This window comes from Bradyrhizobium sp. STM 3561 (genome assembly GCF_045571455.1).
Classification (GTDB): Bacteria; Pseudomonadota; Alphaproteobacteria; order Rhizobiales; family Xanthobacteraceae; genus Bradyrhizobium; species Bradyrhizobium vignae.
In genome coordinates, this window is the sequence record NZ_CP120695.1 from 464,573 (window position 1) to 483,152 (window position 18,580).

Genomic DNA, 18,580 nt, shown 5'->3' on the forward strand with positions numbered 1-18,580 from the left:
GATCAAACGAGTTTGAGTTAGCGCCGTACGCCTCGCGAATGCTAGAACTTGTTGAAGAGCAGGTTCATTGTCTTCTCAGAGCAGAACCGAATCCGGAGGTCGAGAGCAGCGGTTCACGATTGTGTTCCTGGTCAACAGCTACCGCGACAGACATCCGAAAATTCCGCAACGCGGTTTCGCGGAAAATGTTGCGCCTTACTGCGACCTGAGCCGAGCGCAACCCGCCAAAAGGCCCAAAAAAGACACGACCACCTGTCAGAATTCGCGCCGCATCGAGCGGCTTGCTCGAACCCTGACAGGCAGCCGCTACTACTTGTGCCGGCTTATCCGCAACGGCCAGCGATGCGCGGATGCTCTCCGGTCCAAGTTCAGCAGCAGATACGGAACAGGGTCGAACATACCCTTTCTGGCCGCCACGATCTCCGCGAGCGCGTTGCGAACGTCAATCTGTCAGGGGGCCGATCCGAGGCAATTGCCCACCGAGGGACATCGCGCACTACATGCCCTGATTTGTCTCGTCGAGGCAGCCTATCACTTGGTTCGTAACGCGGAAGCCTCACTTAAGAATGGTGACCGCTATCAAGACTCGCGGCTGCGAGAAAACGCAGTAGAGCTGCAAGGCAAAGTTCTCATATCGCTGGACATTCAATATATCTTCAGCGAATGTGGTTCTCCTCGCGCACGAACTCAGTTTGCTTTCCGTCGCATCGTTATTCAGCGGGTTGATAGATTTAACGTCGGCGGCAAGAGCTCAAAACATCGGTTCGGTCTTACACGCCGGTTTGGCGGTCACGAGGAGAAGATTCGGTTTCTCGCCTTACTTACTTGCGCCAATTCTTATCCTCGAACCGCCCGATCGCGGAACAGGTCGCTCTTGTCGCCGGGCCAGGCGATGATGTCGGCCAGCGAGTTCGCTTCCATCCGCGCGCGGCGCTTCCTCACGGAGTCAGCCATCGCTCCTCACCGTCCGGGACAGGGCCACGCCCTCTTCAGGGCGGCGGGGAACATGATCGCCGGCAGGCTGTCTCGTTTCGACGGGTGTCCTTGAGGTAGGCGCAGAACACGTCTGTCACCTGCTCGAGCGTGGCGCGGTCGGCTTGCGCGCCGTATCGGGCGCGCACGAAGGGCAAGACGGAGAATGGCGTCGGTTACGTGAAGAAGAACGCGATTGCGGGGCATTCCTTCGCGAGCTGGGAGGCATTCGAGGCGCATCTGGCCGGATGGGAGCGTGAGGTTGCGAACGTTCGTATCCACGGCACGACCGGCGAGGCGCCGATCGCTCGCTTTGCGCGTGACGAGCTAAATCGGTTGAAGCCGCTCGGCGGGCAGCCGTCGTTCGGATCCTTGCGTGAACTGACCCGCGTCGTCGGCCATGATTGCGCCGTCGAGATCGACACGAACAGCTACTCAGTGCCGTGGCGCCTGATTGGCCAGCGCGTGGCGGTAACGATCGCGGCCGGGGAAGTGCGGATCCGCCATGGATTGCACCAGGTTGCGATCCACAAGCAATCGGATGGACGCCGGCTGCGGATCATCGACACCGCCCATCTCGATGGTGTTGCTGGTCGCAATGGCGCGGTCCGCCGGGCTGAGATCGCGGCGGCGGTGCTGGCGCCGTCCTCACCGCCGTCGCTGTTGCGCCCTCTTGCCGAATACGAAGCCGTGGTTGGAGGAAGCTTCTGATGGCGCGGGCAACGAAAATAATGGAAGCAACGACCGATCCGCTCGATGCCATGCTGGCGCGACTGCAGCTCTCCGGTATCCGCGATCAGCTCGACAGCCTGCTCGACGAGGCGGCGCGCGCGAACCTGTCGTCGCGTGAGACGCTGATCCTGCTGTGCGAGCGCGAGATCGCACGCAAGGACCATCGCCGCATAGAGATGGCGCTGAAGCTCGCACACTTCTCGGCGGTGAAGGAGCTTGCTGGCTTCGACTTCGAGGCGCAGCCGTCAATCGATCCAAAGCAGATCCGTGTCTTGCCGCATCACGTTGGATAGCCAACGGAGAGAACGTGCTGCTGCTCCCCGCCAGGCGTAGGTAGGACGCACTTGTCGATCGCGCTCGGGCGAGAGGCGATCCTGGCCGGATACACGGTGCAGTTCACCACGGCGACGGCGCTAGTCGCTGGCCTTGCCAAGGCGCACGGCGAGCGACGCCTGGACGAGAAACTTCTCGCGCTGTCGAAGCCAAAGCTGCTCATCGTCGACGAACTCGGCTACCTGCCGCTAGAACCTGACGCGGCCCATCTGTTCTTCCAACTGGTCAGCCGGCGATACGAAACCGGCGCGATGCTGATCACGTCGAACCGCAGCGTTGCCGAATGGGGTACAGTGTTCGCCGAGCCGATGGCTTCATGATGCCTCCTTCTTCGAACGCTTGGTGCGTCGTACCCGATTGCGAAGCTGACTGATCTGTTCGTCGGAAAGCTCGATCTGCCATGGCTGACCTTTGGCTAACTGATGACCTGCCAGCAATCCGCGCGCGAGATAATCGAACACCGTCTGTGGGGTTACTCCAAGCTCGGCCGCCGCGCCCTGAATCGAGAAGCTCCCGTCGGGCCAGCGCATCGGGTTCTTGTCCATGCCGTTGATTTTGACGGTGGGAATGCCCCAGCGGGTGCGTAACACCCAGACGTTCTCGCCTTTGAAGGCGCAGCCTCGGGCCGCGACGAAGCCTTCCTGATTGAGTATCGCCGCGATCTCGCCATCCATTTTGTGTTCAGCATTCAACTCGAGGATCCGTCGCCGCAACCGATCAATGTCGATGTAATCGCGGTAGGTGTGAACGCGCCGTTGTACGTGATGCTCGCTGGTTGCGCCGGTCTGCCAGACGATCTTGAGCCACACTTGACCTCGGGTCCGCTTCTGATCAAGAACGACTTCGCGGATGACAAATCGCAGAATGCGCTTGCGATCGGCTGCCGACGTGGTGGCCGTATTCCAAATCCGCGGCAGGTTCTCGCCGAGCGCTTGTAGCCCAGCGCGTTCCGCCGGGCCAATCAGAAGCGGCTCTTGTGCGCACCAACGCGCATGCTGCTGCTCGACCGCCTCGACGACACGCAGCTTCTCTTCCCAAGCCCGCTCAAGTGAGCGCGCCACAAGACGGTTCTCGGGTTCTACGGCGTCATACTGACGCCGAGCGCGCTCGGCCTCGTAGCGGGCGCGCTCCACGCGAAGCGCCCACTGGCGCTCGAGCTGACGGCTCTCCTGCTCCAGTTGGCCCGCCGCCGCGAGTGCGATCTCAATCTGATCCGGCACCAGGGCATCGAGGACCACCCGCTCGACCAGCGCGTCAACCGCCAAGGCCCGGACTTCCTGACACAGTGCACTGCCTTGCTGGTCCCGATCCGAGCGGCAGCAATAGACCGGATAGTCGGCATTCGGGCCCGTGTAGCGCATGCTCATGCGCCGTCCGCAACGGCCGCAGATCGCAATTCCTTGTAACAGGGCTACCCCCTTGCGCGGTACGCCAGAATGTCCTGCCTCATAGCGGAAGACGTTATCTGCCAGTCGCCCCTGGTTGGCCATGAACTCCTCCCAGCTGATATAGCCTGGGTGAGCGGCGTGGAGGCAAACCGCCCAATCCCCGATCGCCACCTTGACCGTTCCCGTCAGCGATCCCGGCCGGCATCGGCTCGGATCCTTTTGCCGGCGGCCATAAACATACGCCCCAGCATAGGCCGGATTTTGAAGGACGCTAAGGACGCGTGCACTATCTGGCGCACGCCAGACGATCTCGTGTGGAGATGGTCCAAGCAGCGGTCGAACCGGCAAGGACAATCCGTTCCTGTCCAAGTAACGCATCACACGGCGAGCGCTCTGCAGTTCCCGGAATTTGGCGAACACGAGATGAAGACGGGCCCGCACCTCCTCATCGGGATTGAGAACAATTGTGCCCGCTCGATCATAGGCGAGCCCGGCTGGCAGCGGCAGCCGCAGCTCGCCCCGCGCCGCCTTCTGGCGTTCCCCTTGGTGAAGGCGCATCCGAAGCTGATGCAACTCCGCCTCGCTCATGATGCCGGACAAGCCCAACAGCAGGCGGTCGTGGTAGGCGCGCGGATCGTAAAGCCGCTCGCCATCCGCAATGAGCACGCCGAACACCGAGCACAGTTCGAGAAGCTGATGCCAGTCCCGGTTATTGCGGGCCAAGCGAGAAGCGTCGAGGCTTACCACAAGACCGGCGTTGCCAAGGCCGATCTCGGCAATGAGCTTCTGGAAACCATGACGATCCACGCCGCCAGCACCGGATTTGCCCAGATCCTCGTCAATGACCTGGACGCGCTCCGGGGGCCAACCCAGACCGATGGCACGATCGACGAGGCGGTACTGCAGCTCCGTGCTCTCCTGGTGCTGGCGCACCTGGTTCACGGATGACTGCCGCACGTAGACATAGGCCAACTTGGCTCGGTGCGCAGTCGTGAGCCGCTCGTCAGCGACGTTCAAGCTGATCAGCACGACCCAGTCCCCTTCCGGGCGTGCCGGGAACCGCTTGCATTCGCCGCAGCAGCGTGGCGAGGATTTGAGCGATCTGGGTTTGCGTCGCGGTCGACAGATTCGGCCACAGGCGCGGAATGTCGGCCGTCGGATGGCCGGGTGGATTTGCCAACGTCGGCAGGGGTCGATACGCAACGCGACCTGGAAGCGGTCGGTGGGTCATCGCGAATCACCTTCTCGTCGAGAAGGCTCAGACTCGCGCTCAAATGTTGCATCAATGGGATCAGCGTACGTGCACTGATGCGCGGCAGATCGGCCGCATCCGGGCGGGAAGTGATCGGCGTCTCGGCAAGATCCGTCGACGCGATCCGAACCGCCCGCGGCCGGCCGTCCGGCAGCGCGACAACGACGTAGGCGGGACCGCGCCCCGACCGCTCCTTCAGCACCTCAAGCCGGTGCCCAAACAGAAAATGATGCGGGTCCGTGATCGTGACGTGAGACACGACCCGCTCAAGAATAGGGGTACTCTGACGTGTTCGGCGACCCTGTGGTCGCCACCGCGATCCTTGATCGCCTGTTACACCACAGTCACGTGATCACAATCCGCGGCGACAGCTACCGCTTGAAAGAAAAGCGTCGTAGCGGGCTTTTGCAGAAGGCCGCCGCGCCAGAAGCTAAATCGGAGAAAAAGCCGTGAAGCAAGCCGCTCGCTCGCTACGGCGCTATGGGGGCGCGCTCCGCGAGCGGCTTGCCACATCCACCAAAACAACAAGGGGGTCACTTCTTCACGTCGCTACGGGGCGCATTGCCTCAGTAAAAATGTTACCGGACAACTTCCCTGTCGTGTCTGGGGCGGAGCTGCCGAATCAGTTCGGTGGCGGGTATGGCAGGGAAGATCAGCATGCGCGCAAAGCGCGAGATCACATCAGCGCTGGTGGAGCGTTATCGGGCGAGCGGACGGCTCGAGAAGGCACGGATCCTGGACGAGCTGTGTGCCGTTACGGGATGGCATCGCAAGCACGCTATCCGAGCACTGTCGGTGGACGGGGCATCGGGATCGGCCGTGCCGCGGCGACGGAGCCGGACCTACGGAGCTTCCATTCGCGTTGCACTGATTGTGCTATGGGACGCCTCTGACCGGCTCTGCAGTAAGCGGCTCGTCGCGATGATCCTTTTGCTTCCGGCTCTTGAACGGCACGGCAGATTGAAGCTTTCTGCCGATGAGAGGTCGAAGGTTTTGAAGGTGAGCGCGGCGACGATCGATCGCCTGCTGAGCGACGTAAAGATCGCAGCAGCCGGAGGACGCCGACGGCGGGCGGGCTTTTCCAGTGCCGTACGGCGGCAAGTCCCGGTGCGTACATTCAATGACTGGGGATCACCTCCGCCGGGGTACTGCGAAGCGGATCTGGTTGCGCACGGCGGCATGTCCGTATCCGGCGCGTTCATTCAGACGCTAACAATGGTGGATATCGCAACGGGGTGGACCGAATGCTTTCCGCTCGTCGTGCGTGAAGCAGCTCTTGTGGTCGAAGCTCTCGAGCGCGCGCAGAACCTATTTCCCTGGCCCGTTCGGGGGCTCGATTTTGACAACGACAGCGCCTTCATGAACGACACGGTCGTGTCGTGGTGCCGTTCTCACGATGTCGAAGTCACTCGTTCCAGGGCCTACAAGAAGAACGATCAGGCATTCGTTGAACAAAAGAACGGAGCTATCGTTCGCCGCCTGGTGGGCTACGGGCGGTTTGAAGGCATTGATGCTGCTCGCTCATTAGCTCGCCTGTTTGCGGCGGCACGGCTGCACATCAATTTCTTCCAGCCCTCGTTTAAGCTGAAGGAGAAGCACCGCGAAGGTGCCAAGATGATCAAGCGCTATCTTCCTCCCGCTACGCCGTACGAAAGAGCATTGGTCCACCCGAGGCTCAATGAGGCATTCAAAGGTCGGCTGCGGGAGATTTACCGGACGCTTGATCCGGTGGCATTGCTGGCACAGATGCGGGACGCTCAGAATGAGCTGGGTAAGCGCGTCGATCAACGGGCTGGAAAGCCAGCGATGACTGTCGCGCAGGGGCATGGCGACTTAGCGGCCTTTGCCCGAGAGCTCGGCGATGGTTGGAAACAGGGTGAGCAGCGGGGCATTCATCGTCGTCGCTATGTGCGGCGCAGGCCTGTGCCACGTCGGCCATCGATGCTCGACCCCTACATTCCCATCATCGAGGAATGGCTCGCCGCGGCTCCGCACTTGTCCGCGGTCGATCTTCTCTCCCGGCTGGAAGCGCATGCGCCCGGTCGGTTCAGCGGCCATCAGCGGCGCACGGTGCAGCGATTGGTGAAGAATTGGCGATCAAAGGCCGCTCGACAGCTCATCAGCAGCACAGAGATCACACTATCGGTCCAAGCTTCGCGCCTTCGTATTTAATCCTGACAGGTTCTTTCGCCGAAGCACCGCAAGCCGCTCGCTCGCTACGGCGCTCTGGAGGGCGCGCTTCGCGAGCGGCTTGCTCCGACTCGCGGCAGCCGATCCAGAAAGACACCAGGGTGCGCTTCAGTAACATTGTCATCTGAGGCAATATGCGGGGTTAAATCCGGACGTCGCTTGACAGTCTCTATCGTCGGACCTTCGGCAACGTCTTCTAAACTGTCCTGAGCTATTCTTGTGGCATGGACGACGATGATGTACCTGCGGGGGGTGGGACCGCTCTTAGACAGAGCTATGCCGGTCTAGCCGCTTGGATGGTGCGGTTTAACCGCGCATCTGAGCCTAGTCGATCGCCGCACCCGACGCGGGCTGAACAACCCAATCGAGTTCTCGATAAACCGCGTCGGCCCGCGCCCCCGCGCCCATAAGCTCGGACGAGGCCACGTCGACGAAAAGCCGCAACTTGAGCCGATCTTGGTCACCGGAAGAGGAGGGGCGATTAATCTCCCGTGTTGGCGACGGAGCCACTGCGAAATTGGAGAACGGCTGGGTCGAACACGTCGGTCGGTTTACGCTCGCCTCCAGCGCTTTCAGAGGCAGCGGTGGCAAGCGAGCAGAACAAGCGGGAAATTCTTCCCGTAGTTGCACATTGTTTAAACCTTACCGCCTCGCATTGCTCTTTCGCCAGCTACCGCTTCAATCCTCAGGCCATCACTCGCCTCACATGCATGTCTCGCCAGTGGCAGAGACCCTCACGGCGGGGTCGATCGGCAAAGTATCGCGTTGCTGCGGCGGAGGACCCAAAAAACGAGACTGGCAGCGCCTCATGACCCACCGGCGTCGAGCGGTAACCGGGCATCAACCGATCCCGCTTACGATAGATCATCGCGGATTGGTGACGAGTACCGCGGTACGCATGGGCATTGAGAACCCGCTGGCTATCGAGGCCGGCGGGTTTTTCGTTGACTAATTTTCTCTGTACGGAATACCGAGGTTGTTGCAGGCCGCCGCGAATGACGCTTTTGCCTTGGCGTCTTCAAAGCAGAACTTAGTGCCGACCTGCGCGCGGTCTGTCCACCAGCCAACATTTGCACCTTTCGCGATACGAAAGGCTTCGTCGCGCAAAAGGTCCAGTTGCCTCCCGGCAGCACGGACAATCACGCAATTTTCTTCAGGCATAGGTATTGTCTCCAACGGCAACGAACCACAAAGTTGTCAATTGAACGGAAAACGTTCGGCCGGAGCGGCTGTCAGCAAAACGCCGCAGCAGTCGTCCTGCTGCGGCCCCTTCTCAAAACATTGCTGGGTAAAAGAGGATCTAAGTAGAACAAGTAGGATATGCGCCAGCTCCGGTAAGAATTTTCTAACACATGTACGCCGCCAGTCGCGAATCATTTCGCCAGTTCGGAATTTGGAACTTTTGCGTCCCCGGCGCTCTGACCCGCAATTGGATCGGCAGCCGGGAGCATTGGGGCTAGGAAACAAGCCGTGCCATGCTCGCTCTCAAGGTGCAATCCGTCGAATGACATTGATTTCGGAACGGTATGTTCGCCCGCGGGAACGCAGGAAGCTTGATCCGATACGAGCGACATCTTAGAGCCCTGAAGAGTGCCGCGCCGATCGTGCGGAACGTCGCGGCGCCGGCCGCAAGGGTCGTACCAGAGCGGCGCCTGCGGCCCTTCCCCTTTATCAGCAGAGCTGTGGGAATTTGGATACAAATCCGTGAATAATTGGAAAGCGAAGAAACAGCTGATCGGAAATGTGTTGTGTCTCGCGGGTGACGGCCTCTGTCCCAGGAGGCAAGAGCCTGTCCGGAGGCCCCAGCATCATCATGCCCCCCGGCCCGATGCTGGGGCCACCACGGGCGCCGTTTCCGTACGAGGCGTCGATTGGACGAGACTTGGAGAGTCCTGTTTGCTATCAGTGCGACGGCTGTTGTCGTCGTTGGCTCATTCTTCGCCATCCGGTTATTATCGGTTTGCACCTGTGACTTCGATCTGAATTGATCACTGCCCGGGTGGTCTACGATTGCAAGTCGTGCATCGCCGCACTCGAAGTCGGGGCCGAACGTCGGCTCCCCGAGAGCCGCACCCCAGAAGACAAACCGCGGCTCGAGATCTGACAGTAGGACGTCATCAGCCCAGCGATGCAGTTCACCGTGGTGTCCGCAATGGCAGTAGACTAGGACGCCGCGCAAGCCCGTCTCGCGCATCTCCGTCGAAGGTGATCTTGAACGGCCGACCGTCAGCATGCGTGGGCTTGGGGCGTCGGACTGGGCGAGGCATGCCGCCATTCAAGCGGCATCACAAGTATCTCGCAAATTATAGATCGATGGTGGCCTCGAACCCGCGCGAGCTACAGCCTCTTGTGGGTGTGGAAAAGCAAAGCCTGTCGGTCACTCGGAGAGAGCGATTGAGGCACCGGTTATATCCAAAGGCATACATACCCGATTGCCGGATCTTCCTAGACCTTAGTATGCCTCGGCGGCCCCCCATTACTGTCGAGGCCTCCAACGGCTCCGGCGGGTTGTGCTGGGGCCGTTTTTTTCGGCCAGCGATCCGCACCCAGCGCAACGCGGTGCCCGCAATGTGGAAAGTCTCACAGCTGTCAATTGCGAACTTAGGAACGAGACGTCGGCTTTCACATTCCTTCTGAAGTGCAATCGGGAGCCTCAGCATGGCAATCCAAATCGTGATGGATCACAGCGGCGACAGCCAGCACTTCTTCGACGAATCCAATGCAGAAGCATTGGCAGAGGCGGAGAAGCGTTTTCTGCAATTTGCCTTCAAAGGATATACAGCGGCGGTGCGGAAGGGGCCCGGTGAGATAACCAGGATCACCGCGTTCGATCCGACTGCCGAAGAGACACTGTTTTTCCCGCGGCTCGTGGGCGGGTGATGATCTGGTGACGAGAAGGCTTCAACGCATCGGCCTGTCGCTCCATCGAAGCGTCGCGATTGGCAGATTTTATCATGCAGCTAAGGCCGAGAAGACGATTCAGGCTTGTGCGCTGCGACTGCTGCGTTCCTGGCTTTCGCCTGAGCAAAGGGCAGAGTTCGATACCAGGGGGTACTTCGATGTGGTAGGATGCGATAGCGGGAAGCGTTACCGCATCCGGCAGGGAACATCCGGGAATTTCAACGAGCTCGACGAGTACGGGCGGCTCGGCACGGGCTGGTGTTTCGTCCCGCTGGGTGGCTTGGTCGAGGGCGACGTCATGCTCGCTCAAAAGATAGCTCTGGAGACGGACGAGGAGCGCGCTTTAAGCGTTGCCAACACTTCCCGGGACCGATTCGGTGGCGCCTACCAGATGGTCGTTCAGCAGAGAGGAGAAGTTTGGGCGCACGTCTTTATCCCAGCTAAGAGCCGGTCGGGACAATCAATAAACCTCCAGGCATTGTCCGCAGGCAGGGGAAACTGCGGCTCGACTCCGCCGCGGCAATCGAGCCAATCGGCATTATGTTCCGAGATCCAATCCGCCCCTAGCGGGCCCGATGACTGGCCACGTTCACAATGGAGACTTGGCGCTATGTTTCATTACGGGCGTGGTTCGGGGCACAAATCTGAGCGATGCTTTGCGCTTCGACGGGAGCGGGGTGCTGCTACTGAAGGACTCTTAGGCAGCACGACGATGACCTCAATCACCTGTTTCAAGATCTCTGTAGCTAAGTCAGCAATCACCAAAGCGAAGTCATCCTCAATCTCCGCAGCGGTGCTTCGTCCTTCGCATATACGTACAAGAGCGGTCCGTCGACTTCAGCAAATCTGACGCCGGCGAACACACAGTCGCGCCTATTCACCTGCTAGCTTTGCCTGAATCGCGTAGTTCTGGGTATCGCTGAGATCCATGGCGCGGAGATAAAGTCACTTGGCGCGAAAAAAAGTCATAAAAAACATTTCAGCAACCTATTGCAAGCGAATTGGAGGAAACGCTTGCTGTCTGCGGGTGCAGTTCTCACGCGCTCCACCCGACGCAACATGATCGTGTAGGTGCTGGCCGTGGAGCAATCCACATTTCGCGCGGATTGTTGTGGCGCACTCCACCTTAGTGCGCAATTCGTTGTCGGCTCACCTGGGCACGGATCCTCCCGCACGAGATCCGGCCGCTTGCGCGCCTACTGCGTGGCCAGTTTGGTTCACTGGCGCTGTCCGATGCCGCTGGCTCTCACGAGGCCACGTAGTTGCTTTTCCTCATTGCTTCAAGTTAGTCGAAACTCTTCCGCTTGGACCGAGCCATGAGAGGCCTTTGAAGCTCTTGCGTGGTTGAATCTTCCCATCAACAACCTGCTCTCTATTGATCAGCTTTAGATCCCGAATAGGGTGAAAGGTCGCATCGCAGTCGAACATCGTCCCAATACCAAAGATCCCAATCCCTCGAGCCTCTGCCTTCCAACAAGTCGCCTCATTAACCAGCTTATCAAACGACAGCGTCTGCTTTCCATCAAAACGACGCTCGTCACTTGTAACTGACTACGGCGCTCCTTCGATGTCGAACGACGCGATGCCGGTCGGGTCGACCATCTACGTCAACAGTACGAGCGCGCCTCCCGGCTACGTCAAGGAAAACGGCGTGCTGTTGTCGCGGGCGTCCTTCCCGGCTCTGTGGGACTACGCGAACGCCTCCGGAAACATCGTCAGCGAAGCGGCGTGGGCCAGCCGGCGGAAGCAGCGGCGCGTTCTCGACGGGCGATCTGTCGACGACCTTCCGAATTTCGACGCTCGCCGCGAGTTTTTCCGCGCTACGACGACGGCTCGGCGGGGTCGACGGCGGCCGCCTGCTTGGCCTGCAGGAGGCTGAAACCAGAAACGTGGGTCGCGCCGGCCAAAGCTACCGGACCGAGGTATCCGTGCTCGCGTTGGCATGTTGGGGAACGAGTCCCTCCCTTATGCCTGCGTTGTCGTTGGACGAGGGCTCCTCGAGACAAGGGAGCGATTACCGCCGCGTCCAGTTACGAGCATCCATCGGTGCTACGCTGCGACAGGCCTCAGCGACTTGGCTCATGCAGCGAGGCGCGGATCCGTGGCAGGCAGCGGAGTATCTCGGGATGTAGCTTGAGGTGCTGTTCAACACGTATGGCCATCACATTCCCGACGATTTGTCCGATGCCGTCGACAGAATCGCCAAGTGCTACCCAGCCAGCGAACGAAAAGCGCACGTATCTGGTGCGATATCTGGTGCGGTGCTTCCGATGAAACGAAACTGGGCCTGATAAGTCACTGATTTCATTGGTGGGCCCGGCAGGACTCGAACCTGCAACCAGACCGTTATGAGCGGCCGGCTCTAACCATTGAGCTACAGGCCCCGCCGCGAGGCGGCTCGCGGGAACACGCGGCCGGCAACGGTGCGCGGTTCGTTTACAGGGATGAAGGCGGGGGTGCAATGCTGGCGCCAAAGCATGATCCGGAAAAGTGCGAAGCGGTTTTCCGGAAAGGTCATGCGTAAACAACAACCTAAAGCGATGACGATTCATCCAAATCTCATCGCGCCGGCGGAAGGGAGCGCCAGCGCCCGAATTTTTGAATACCCGAAATCTGCGATGATGCCCTTATAGTCCTGTTTTGCCCGACGGGTCAAATCGAGCTTACGGCAAGGCTCGTTTCTTGCTTCCGTAACCCCTTGTAATTGCTGGCCTCGTCTACTGTGCATGGGGTTGTTTTTCGACTTTTTGTCTGAGGGGGACCGCACGGTCCCCACAGATGTCTCGCAAGCAAGCGGACGGGCCGCCGCCTAAAGCGCGATGAGATTTGGATGAATCGTCATCGCGCTTTAGCTTGTTGTTTACGCATGATCTTTCCGGAAAACCGCTTCGCACTTTTCCGGATCATGCTTTAGTCCACGGAGACCCCGGCGAACTCCACCACCTTGCGCCACTTCTCGGTTTCGTCCGCGACCAGCTTGCCGAACTCGGCGGGCGTCATCGGCTTGGGGAGGCCGCCGACCTCAGTGAGGCGCGCGACCAGCTTGGGGTCCTTCAGCGCTTCGCCGACGGCCTTGTTGAGGATCTCGATCACCTCGGGCGGCGTGCCCTTCGGCGCGGAGATGCCGTAGAAGCCGACCGATTCGAATCCCGGCACGGTCTCGGCGATCGCGGGCACGTCGGGCACGCTCGGCCAGCGCTGCGGCGAGGTCACGCCGAGCGCGCGGACATTGCCGCCTTTCACCTGCTCCATCGCCGAGGGCAGATTGTCGAAGATCAGCTGCACCTTGTTGGAGATGATGTCGGGGAAGGCGATGGCCGAGCCGCGATAGGGCACGTGCACCATGTCGCACTTCGTCATCACCTTGAACAGCTCGGCCGACATGTGCACCGAGGTGCCGTTGCCGGAGGAGGCAAAGGAGATCTTGCCGGGATTGGCCTTGCAATAGTCGATGAACTCCTGGACCGTCTTCGGCGGAAACGCGTTGGAGACGACCAGCATGTTGGTGAGCTGCATGATGCTGGCCACCGGCACGGTGTCGCGCAAAAAGTCGAACGGCAGCTTCTTGTAGAGCGAGGTCGAAATCGCGTTGTTGGGCGCGACGAACAGCAGCGTGTAGCCGTCCGGAGGCGAATTGATCGCGGCAGCCGCGGCGATGTTGCCGCCGGATCCGGTGCGGTTCTCGACGATGAATTGCTGGCCGAGACGGTCCGACAGCCACTGCGCCATGATCCGCGCCACGATGTCGACCGGGCCGCCGGCGGCAAAGCCGATCAGCCAGTGCACGGGACGGTCGGGGTAGCCGGCGGCGGCGGGAGGGGTGGCGCTGAAAAGACCTAAGAGAACTGCGAGCCCGAAAACACCGTTACGCAAAATTCGCAACATGACGCCTCCCATTGCTTTATTGTCGTTGGAGGGCATGCTTTCACAAAAACGCGCGGCTGCCTACATCGCCGCAAGTCGATGTTGACGCAGGCCCGCCGGGAGCGACCATGAGATTCGCGATGATGCTCATCAGTGCGGCGCTGCTCGCCAGCTCCGCCGCCGCCCAAACCGGAGGCACGGCCATTCCGACCACTACTCTCAGCCTCGGCACCGCGACACCCGGCGGCGGCTTCCCGCTCTATGGCAATGCCTTCGCCGAGGTGATGAACGCGGCCGATCCGGAAATTTCCATCGCACCGCGCAACACCAAGGGCAGCAACGAGAACATCCCGCTGCTGGAGAAAGGCGAGCTCGATCTTGCGCTGGTCGCGGGCGAGCCGGCCTATGAGGCCTTCGCCGGCATCGGCCGTGCGCCGGTACGATTGAAGATTCTCACGGCGATCTATTCCAACCCCGGCATGTTCGTGGTGCGCGCGGACAGTCCCTACAGGACCATTCGCGATCTCGTTGGCCAGCCCGTCGCGTTCGGCGCCAAAGGCTCCGGCCTGCCGATCCTGGCGCGCTATGTACTCGATGGCCTCGGCCTGAACCAGGACGAGGACTTCAAGGCGATCTATCTCGACCGCGCCGGCGACGGCCCTGCGATGGTCGAGGACGGCCGCGTCGCCGCGCTCTGGGGCGCCGGCATCGGCTGGCCCGGTTTTGCCGCGGTCGCCTCGAGCGCATCGGGCGCGCGCTTCATCGCGCCCAATGCCGAAGAGATCGCGCGCATCCGCGCCAAGCATGCGTTCCTGAAGCCGCTCACCGTGCCGGCCGGCAGCTATCCGAAACAGTCCGAGCCGATCGCTTCGCTCGGCTCGTGGAGCTTCGTGCTGACGCGCGAGGATCTGCCCGACGATGTCGCCTATCGGCTCGCGAAGACGCTGCACGGTATCGAGGCGACGTTCTGCAGGAAGCTCGCGCAGGCCTGCGAGACCACGGCCGCGAACACGGTCGCGGCCGCGCCGAAGGTGCAGCTGATCCATCCGGGCGTGATGAAGTACTTTCGCGAGATCGGCGTGGTGAAGTGACCGCGTAGCGGTCATTCCCTGGCGCGCGAAGCGCGAACCCGGAATCTCGAGATTCTCAGGTGCGCAATTGCGCACCGTAGTTCGGTCCTGCGGACCGCCCCGGGATGACGGCTACCTCGTCACTTCTTCACCAGCGCACATGCCGGGTCCGGCGGACCGAACGCCTTGTCGCCGGAGATGGTCGTGAGGATCCTGTAATAGTCCCACGGATATTTGCTCTCCTCCGGCGTCTTCACCTGCACCAGCCAGAGGTCGTGCACCATCAGATTGTCCTCGCGCAGTTTGCCGTTGCGGGCGAAGAAATCCTCGATCGGCTTCTCGCGCATCTTGGCCGCGACCTTGAGCGGATCGTCGGTGCCGGTCTCCTTGATGGCGTTGAGATAGTGCATCACGCTGGAATAAACGCCGGCCTGCCACATCGACGGCATCTTGTTCATCTTGGCAAAATAGCGCTTCGACCATTCGCGGGTCTTGTCGTCCATGTCCCAGTAGAACGACGTGGTCAGGAGCAGGCCTTGCGCCGCTTGCAGGCCGAGGCCGTGGATGTCGGTGATCAGCGCCAGCAGCGCCGCCATCTGCTGGCCGCCCTTGAACACGCCGAACTCGGCGCCGGTCTTGATCTCGTTCATGTTGTTGGGGGGACCGGCGGCAATGCCGATGATCTTGGCCTTGGAGGCCTGCGCCTGCAGCACGAATGAGGAGAGGTCCGGCGTTGCCAGCGGCGGCCGCACCGAGCCCAGCACCTTGCCGCCATTGGCGGTGACGACGGCGGAGGCGTCGCGCTCCAGCGAATGGCCGAAGGCGTAGTCGTCGGTGATGAAGAACCAGCTGTCGCCGCCGCGCTTGACCACGGCGTCCGCGGTGCCGACCGCGAGCGCGCGGGTGTCGAACACCCATTGGATCGCGTAAGGCGAGCAGAACTTGCCGTGGAAATCCGCGGTGCCGGTGGAGTGGGTGATGAACAGCCGCTTCTTCTCGTTGGCGATGTTCTGCACCGCGAGCCCGACCGCCGAGACCGGCACGTCGACGATCAGATCGACGTGGTCGACGTTGTACCAGCGCCGCGCAATCGCGCCGCCGACATCGGCCTTGAGCTGGTGGTCGCCGATCACGACGCTGATCGGCTTGCCGAGCACGGTGCCGCCGAAATCGTCGATCGCCATTTGCGCCGCCGTCACCGAGCCCTGGCCGGTCGGCGCCGAGGCCGGGCCGTTCATGTCGGTGAGCACGCCGATCTTGACGACGTCGTCGGAAACCTGCGCCGACGCCGCACCTGAAAGCAGCGCCGCCGTCAAGGCGGCCGCGACCGGCAGTCCAAATCTGGTTGGGTTCACGCTTGTCCTCCCCTGAGCCGGCTCGTTGGCCGGTGTTGCGTCCGGGTATGCCCGGCTGAATTGGTTTCTTTTGCAACTGTTTGGGGGCGGGCGTCAACGTCAGGCCGCGAAGCGGATCAGCCGTGCGGGCGAGGGATCGTAGCCGGTCAGCTCCTCGGCACGCTGGCGCAGCCGCCGTTCGTTCAGGAAGCGGAGCAAGGCCTGCATGGCAGGGCGGAAATAGCTGCGCTGCCGAGGTCAAAGTTCTCCCAGACCAGCGGCACGAAATCGAGACCGGCCGAGCGCGCCGCGGCGCGCGTCGCAATGCCGCAATCGGCCTGGCCGGCGCGGACCAGTTCGGCGCGGGAACCATGCCCGATCATCTCGCTGCTTTGCAACACATCCGCACGCGCGATTTCTGCTCTGGTGAACGATCCCAGAGCGCTCTGCGTTGCCGAAGTTTCCCGGCTAAGCAGCGCAAGCGCGTCACGAGTGCGGCGCAATCGATCATCATGATCGCGTCATAGCCAGTGGGGAACTTGATCATGGGCCGCCTATCCGTTGCCGTCGCGCTTCTCTGCGGCCTTGCTGCGGGCGTTGCCGCGTCGTCCGCGCAGGACCGCGGCATAGTCCTCGCGACGACGACGGCGACGCAGGAGTCCGGCCTGCTCAACTATCTGCTGCCGATCTTCCGCGACAAGACCGGCATCGACGTCACCGTGATCGCACGGCGCGCCGACGAAGTGCTCGATGGGGCGCGACGGGGCGAGGTCGACGTCGTGCTGATGCACGCGAGGCCTCAGGAGGAGAAATTCGTTGCCGACGGCTTTGGCGTGAAGCGCTACGACGTGATGTACAACGATTATGTGTTGATCGGGCCGAAGAGCGATCCTGCGGGCGTGAAGGGCAAGGACATCGCGACGGCGCTGAAAGCGATCGAAGCCAAGGGCGCGCCGTTCGTGACGCGTGGCGATCGGTCGGGCACTCACGCCGCGGAGCTCGCGCTTTGGATCGTCGCCGGCATCGACATCGCGAGCGCCAAGGGCGCCTGGTATCGCGAGGCCAAGCAGGGCATGGACGCGGCGCTCGAGGCCGCGCGTGCGGCAAACGCCTATGTGCTGTCGGATCGCGGCAGCTGGACCGGCTTCAGGGATCGCGGCGATCTCGACATCGTCGTCGAAGGCGACCGGCGACTGCTCAACCAGTATGGCGTGATGCTCGTGAGCCCCGAGAAGTTCCCGAACGTGAAGAAGGACCTTGCGCAGACCTTCATCGACTGGCTGACGTCGCCGGAGGGGCAGACAGCGATCGCCGGCTACAAGGTCGACGGGCAGCAGCTGTTCTTCCCCAATTCGGACAGGTCCGGCGGCTGAGGCCGTCGTCGCCGGCGGTTGCCAAACCGGACGATGCGTGATCCATCATGGCGCATGACCCAGCGCCTGCCATCCTCGCTCACGCCGCTCGACACCGCGCTCGCCGCTTTGCTGCGAGGCGTTGATCCCGTCGCGCCGGTGGAGGTGCCGCTGGCGGACGCGATCGGCTGCATCGCGGCGGGCGCTCCGCTGCCTGCTGCCTATCCTTCGCGCGACATTGCGGCCGCAGACGGTTGGGCGTTATCCGCCAATGATCTCGTCGGTGCGTCCGCTTACTCGCCGCTGCCTTTGACTAAAGTGCCGTCGTGGGTCGAGGCCGGCGACGCGATGCCTGCGGGCTGCGATTGTGTGCTCGATGCCGACGCGGTGGAGGTGGCGGGGCCGCTCGCCCAGGTGCTGGCGGAGGGCGTGCCGGGGCAGGGCGTTCGGCGCGCCGGTAGCGACATCGTGGAACGCACGCCAGCCGGTGCCGAGGGCTGTCCGATCGGTGCGACGGATCTGCTGCTCGCGCGCGTTGCGGGCCTGGAGAAAATCGGCGTGCGGCGGCCCCGACTGCACATCGTGAACGTGCCGGGCGCAACGGCAACGATGCATCTGATTGCCGGGATCGCGTGCGCCACGGGATTGAACGCGGAAACGCGTCAAGCCCGTGCACGCGATGCAGCATCGATTGCCGACGTGCTTGATGCGTCCTCCTGCGATCTTCTGCTGTCCATCGGCGGTAGCGGCGTCGGCCGACAGGACGCCGCCATCACGGCCCTGGCGCAGCGCGGCGAGGTGATGGCGCACGGCCTTGCGCTCCAGCCCGGGCGCACCGCCGCGGTCGGACGGCTCGGACGAGTTCCCGTCGTCGCCTTGCCCGGCTCGCCCGATTCTGCGCTGGCGGCGTGGCTCGCGCTCGTGCTGCCGCTCGTCGACCGTTTGTCGGCGCGTCGGCCGCGACTAAAAGTGTCCCTGCCGCTCGCGCGAAAAATAGCATCCAGTGTCGGCATCGCTGAGATCGCTTTGCTGGCCGAGGAACATCGTGCCTGGCTGCCGCTTGCCGTCGGAGAATGGCCGTTTCAGGCAATCGCCGGTGCGGACGCATGGCTGCTCATTCCTGCCAGTCACGAGGGATTTGCGGCAGGTACGCCGGTGGATGCCCATCTGATGCGGGAGTGATATGGGTCCT

11 protein-coding genes, 1 tRNA gene and 5 pseudogenes are annotated in these 18,580 nt (G+C 61.9%); 11 read left to right on the forward strand and 6 right to left on the reverse strand.

The genetic code is table 11. The features are described from left to right. Positions 1–67: 67 nt before the first annotated feature. The 3 genes and pseudogenes from P6U28_RS01980 (at position 68) to P6U28_RS01990 (ending at position 2,357) form a co-directional block, all read left to right on the forward strand. A complete protein-coding gene (locus P6U28_RS01980) occupies positions 68–1,048 on the forward strand; it encodes a hypothetical protein (protein ID WP_407121625.1) in 981 nt (326 codons plus the stop codon). 47 nt (positions 1,049–1,095) lie between these two features. After that, positions 1,096–1,683: pseudogene (locus P6U28_RS01985) on the forward strand (Mu transposase domain-containing protein); the annotation flags it as partial. 50 nt (positions 1,684–1,733) lie between these two features. Then, positions 1,734–2,357: pseudogene (locus tag P6U28_RS01990) on the forward strand (ATP-binding protein). Here P6U28_RS01990 and P6U28_RS01995 read toward each other — a convergent pair. Continuing rightward, positions 2,352–4,454: a recombinase family protein gene (locus P6U28_RS01995; protein WP_209296537.1), complete on the reverse strand. Its 2,103-nt coding sequence runs from the start codon at positions 4,452–4,454 to the stop codon at positions 2,352–2,354. The pseudogene P6U28_RS01990 and the gene P6U28_RS01995 sit on opposite strands and share 6 nt — an antisense overlap. Positions 4,455–4,956: 502 nt before the next feature. On the opposite strand from P6U28_RS01995, the pseudogene P6U28_RS02000 reads away from it, so the two are divergent. Both P6U28_RS02000 and P6U28_RS02005 read left to right on the forward strand, forming a co-directional pair. Continuing rightward, a pseudogene (locus P6U28_RS02000) lies at positions 4,957–5,130 on the forward strand (ATP-binding protein); the annotation flags it as partial. A gap of 186 nt (positions 5,131–5,316) precedes the next feature. Then, positions 5,317–6,849 carry a DDE-type integrase/transposase/recombinase gene (locus P6U28_RS02005; RefSeq protein WP_407121626.1) on the forward strand — a complete coding sequence of 511 codons (1,533 nt, stop codon included), beginning with the start codon at positions 5,317–5,319 and terminating at the stop codon, positions 6,847–6,849. Positions 6,850–7,815: 966 nt separating this feature from the next. Here P6U28_RS02005 and P6U28_RS02010 read toward each other — a convergent pair. Next, complete coding sequence (locus tag P6U28_RS02010; RefSeq protein ID WP_209294464.1) at positions 7,816–8,028, reverse strand: hypothetical protein; 213 nt, start codon at positions 8,026–8,028, stop codon at positions 7,816–7,818. 1,497 nt (positions 8,029–9,525) lie between these two features. Here P6U28_RS02010 and P6U28_RS02015 point away from each other — a divergent pair. The 3 genes and pseudogenes from P6U28_RS02015 (at position 9,526) to P6U28_RS02025 (ending at position 11,647) form a co-directional block, all read left to right on the forward strand. Beyond that, positions 9,526–9,747 (forward strand): hypothetical protein, encoded by a 222-nt coding sequence (locus tag P6U28_RS02015; protein ID WP_209294463.1) that lies wholly within the window; start codon positions 9,526–9,528, stop codon positions 9,745–9,747. Positions 9,748–9,775: 28 nt separating this feature from the next. Further along, positions 9,776–10,126: pseudogene (locus tag P6U28_RS02020) on the forward strand (hypothetical protein); the annotation flags it as partial. Between the two features lie 1,209 nt (positions 10,127–11,335). Continuing rightward, positions 11,336–11,647 (forward strand): hypothetical protein, encoded by a 312-nt coding sequence (locus tag P6U28_RS02025; protein ID WP_407121627.1) that lies wholly within the window; start codon positions 11,336–11,338, stop codon positions 11,645–11,647. 429 nt (positions 11,648–12,076) lie between these two features. Here P6U28_RS02025 and P6U28_RS02030 read toward each other — a convergent pair. Beyond that, positions 12,077–12,152: transfer RNA gene (locus tag P6U28_RS02030), tRNA-Ile, on the reverse strand. Between the two features lie 526 nt (positions 12,153–12,678). After that, positions 12,679–13,653 carry a tripartite tricarboxylate transporter substrate binding protein gene (locus tag P6U28_RS02035; protein WP_164936908.1) on the reverse strand — a complete coding sequence of 325 codons (975 nt, stop codon included), beginning with the start codon at positions 13,651–13,653 and terminating at the stop codon, positions 12,679–12,681. 119 nt (positions 13,654–13,772) lie between these two features. Here P6U28_RS02035 and P6U28_RS02040 point away from each other — a divergent pair, with 119 nt between their 5' ends. Next, positions 13,773–14,723, forward strand: a complete 951-nt coding sequence (locus P6U28_RS02040) for a TAXI family TRAP transporter solute-binding subunit (RefSeq protein WP_407121628.1) — start codon at positions 13,773–13,775, stop codon at positions 14,721–14,723. Positions 14,724–14,842: 119 nt separating this feature from the next. On the opposite strand, the gene P6U28_RS02045 is transcribed toward P6U28_RS02040, so the two are convergent. Together P6U28_RS02045 and P6U28_RS02050 are read right to left on the reverse strand one after the other, a co-directional pair. Next, a complete protein-coding gene (locus tag P6U28_RS02045; protein ID WP_407121629.1) occupies positions 14,843–16,057 on the reverse strand; it encodes an ABC transporter substrate-binding protein in 1,215 nt (404 codons plus the stop codon). A 99-nt stretch (positions 16,058–16,156) separates the two neighbouring features. Further along, positions 16,157–16,452: pseudogene (locus P6U28_RS02050) on the reverse strand (substrate-binding domain-containing protein). 129 nt (positions 16,453–16,581) lie between these two features. Between P6U28_RS02050 and P6U28_RS02055 the strand changes: the two are divergent. Together P6U28_RS02055 and P6U28_RS02060 are read left to right on the forward strand one after the other, a co-directional pair. Next, the gene (locus P6U28_RS02055) at positions 16,582–17,409 is read left to right on the forward strand and encodes a substrate-binding domain-containing protein (RefSeq protein ID WP_209294461.1); all 828 of its coding nucleotides are present in this window, start codon (positions 16,582–16,584) and stop codon (positions 17,407–17,409) included. 54 nt (positions 17,410–17,463) lie between these two features. Continuing rightward, positions 17,464–18,570, forward strand: coding sequence for a molybdopterin-binding protein (locus tag P6U28_RS02060; protein WP_209294460.1), 1,107 nt, complete (start codon positions 17,464–17,466; stop codon positions 18,568–18,570). Positions 18,571–18,580 lie beyond the last annotated feature (10 nt).

Bases quoted from the DNA above. Each gene is read 5' to 3' on its own strand.
- P6U28_RS02055 (WP_209294461.1), top strand. From the start codon at position 16,582: ATGGGCCGCCTATCCGTTGCCGTCGCGCTTCTCTGCGGCCTTGCTGCG.
- P6U28_RS02005 (WP_407121626.1), top strand. From the start codon at position 5,317: ATGGCAGGGAAGATCAGCATGCGCGCAAAGCGCGAGATCACATCAGCG.
- P6U28_RS02010 (WP_209294464.1), bottom strand. From the start codon at position 8,028: ATGCCTGAAGAAAATTGCGTGATTGTCCGTGCTGCCGGGAGGCAACTG.
- P6U28_RS02025 (WP_407121627.1), top strand. From the start codon at position 11,336: ATGTCGAACGACGCGATGCCGGTCGGGTCGACCATCTACGTCAACAGT.
- P6U28_RS02035 (WP_164936908.1), bottom strand. From the start codon at position 13,653: ATGTTGCGAATTTTGCGTAACGGTGTTTTCGGGCTCGCAGTTCTCTTA.
- P6U28_RS02015 (WP_209294463.1), top strand. From the start codon at position 9,526: ATGGCAATCCAAATCGTGATGGATCACAGCGGCGACAGCCAGCACTTC.
- P6U28_RS02060 (WP_209294460.1), top strand. From the start codon at position 17,464: ATGACCCAGCGCCTGCCATCCTCGCTCACGCCGCTCGACACCGCGCTC.
- P6U28_RS02040 (WP_407121628.1), top strand. From the start codon at position 13,773: ATGATGCTCATCAGTGCGGCGCTGCTCGCCAGCTCCGCCGCCGCCCAA.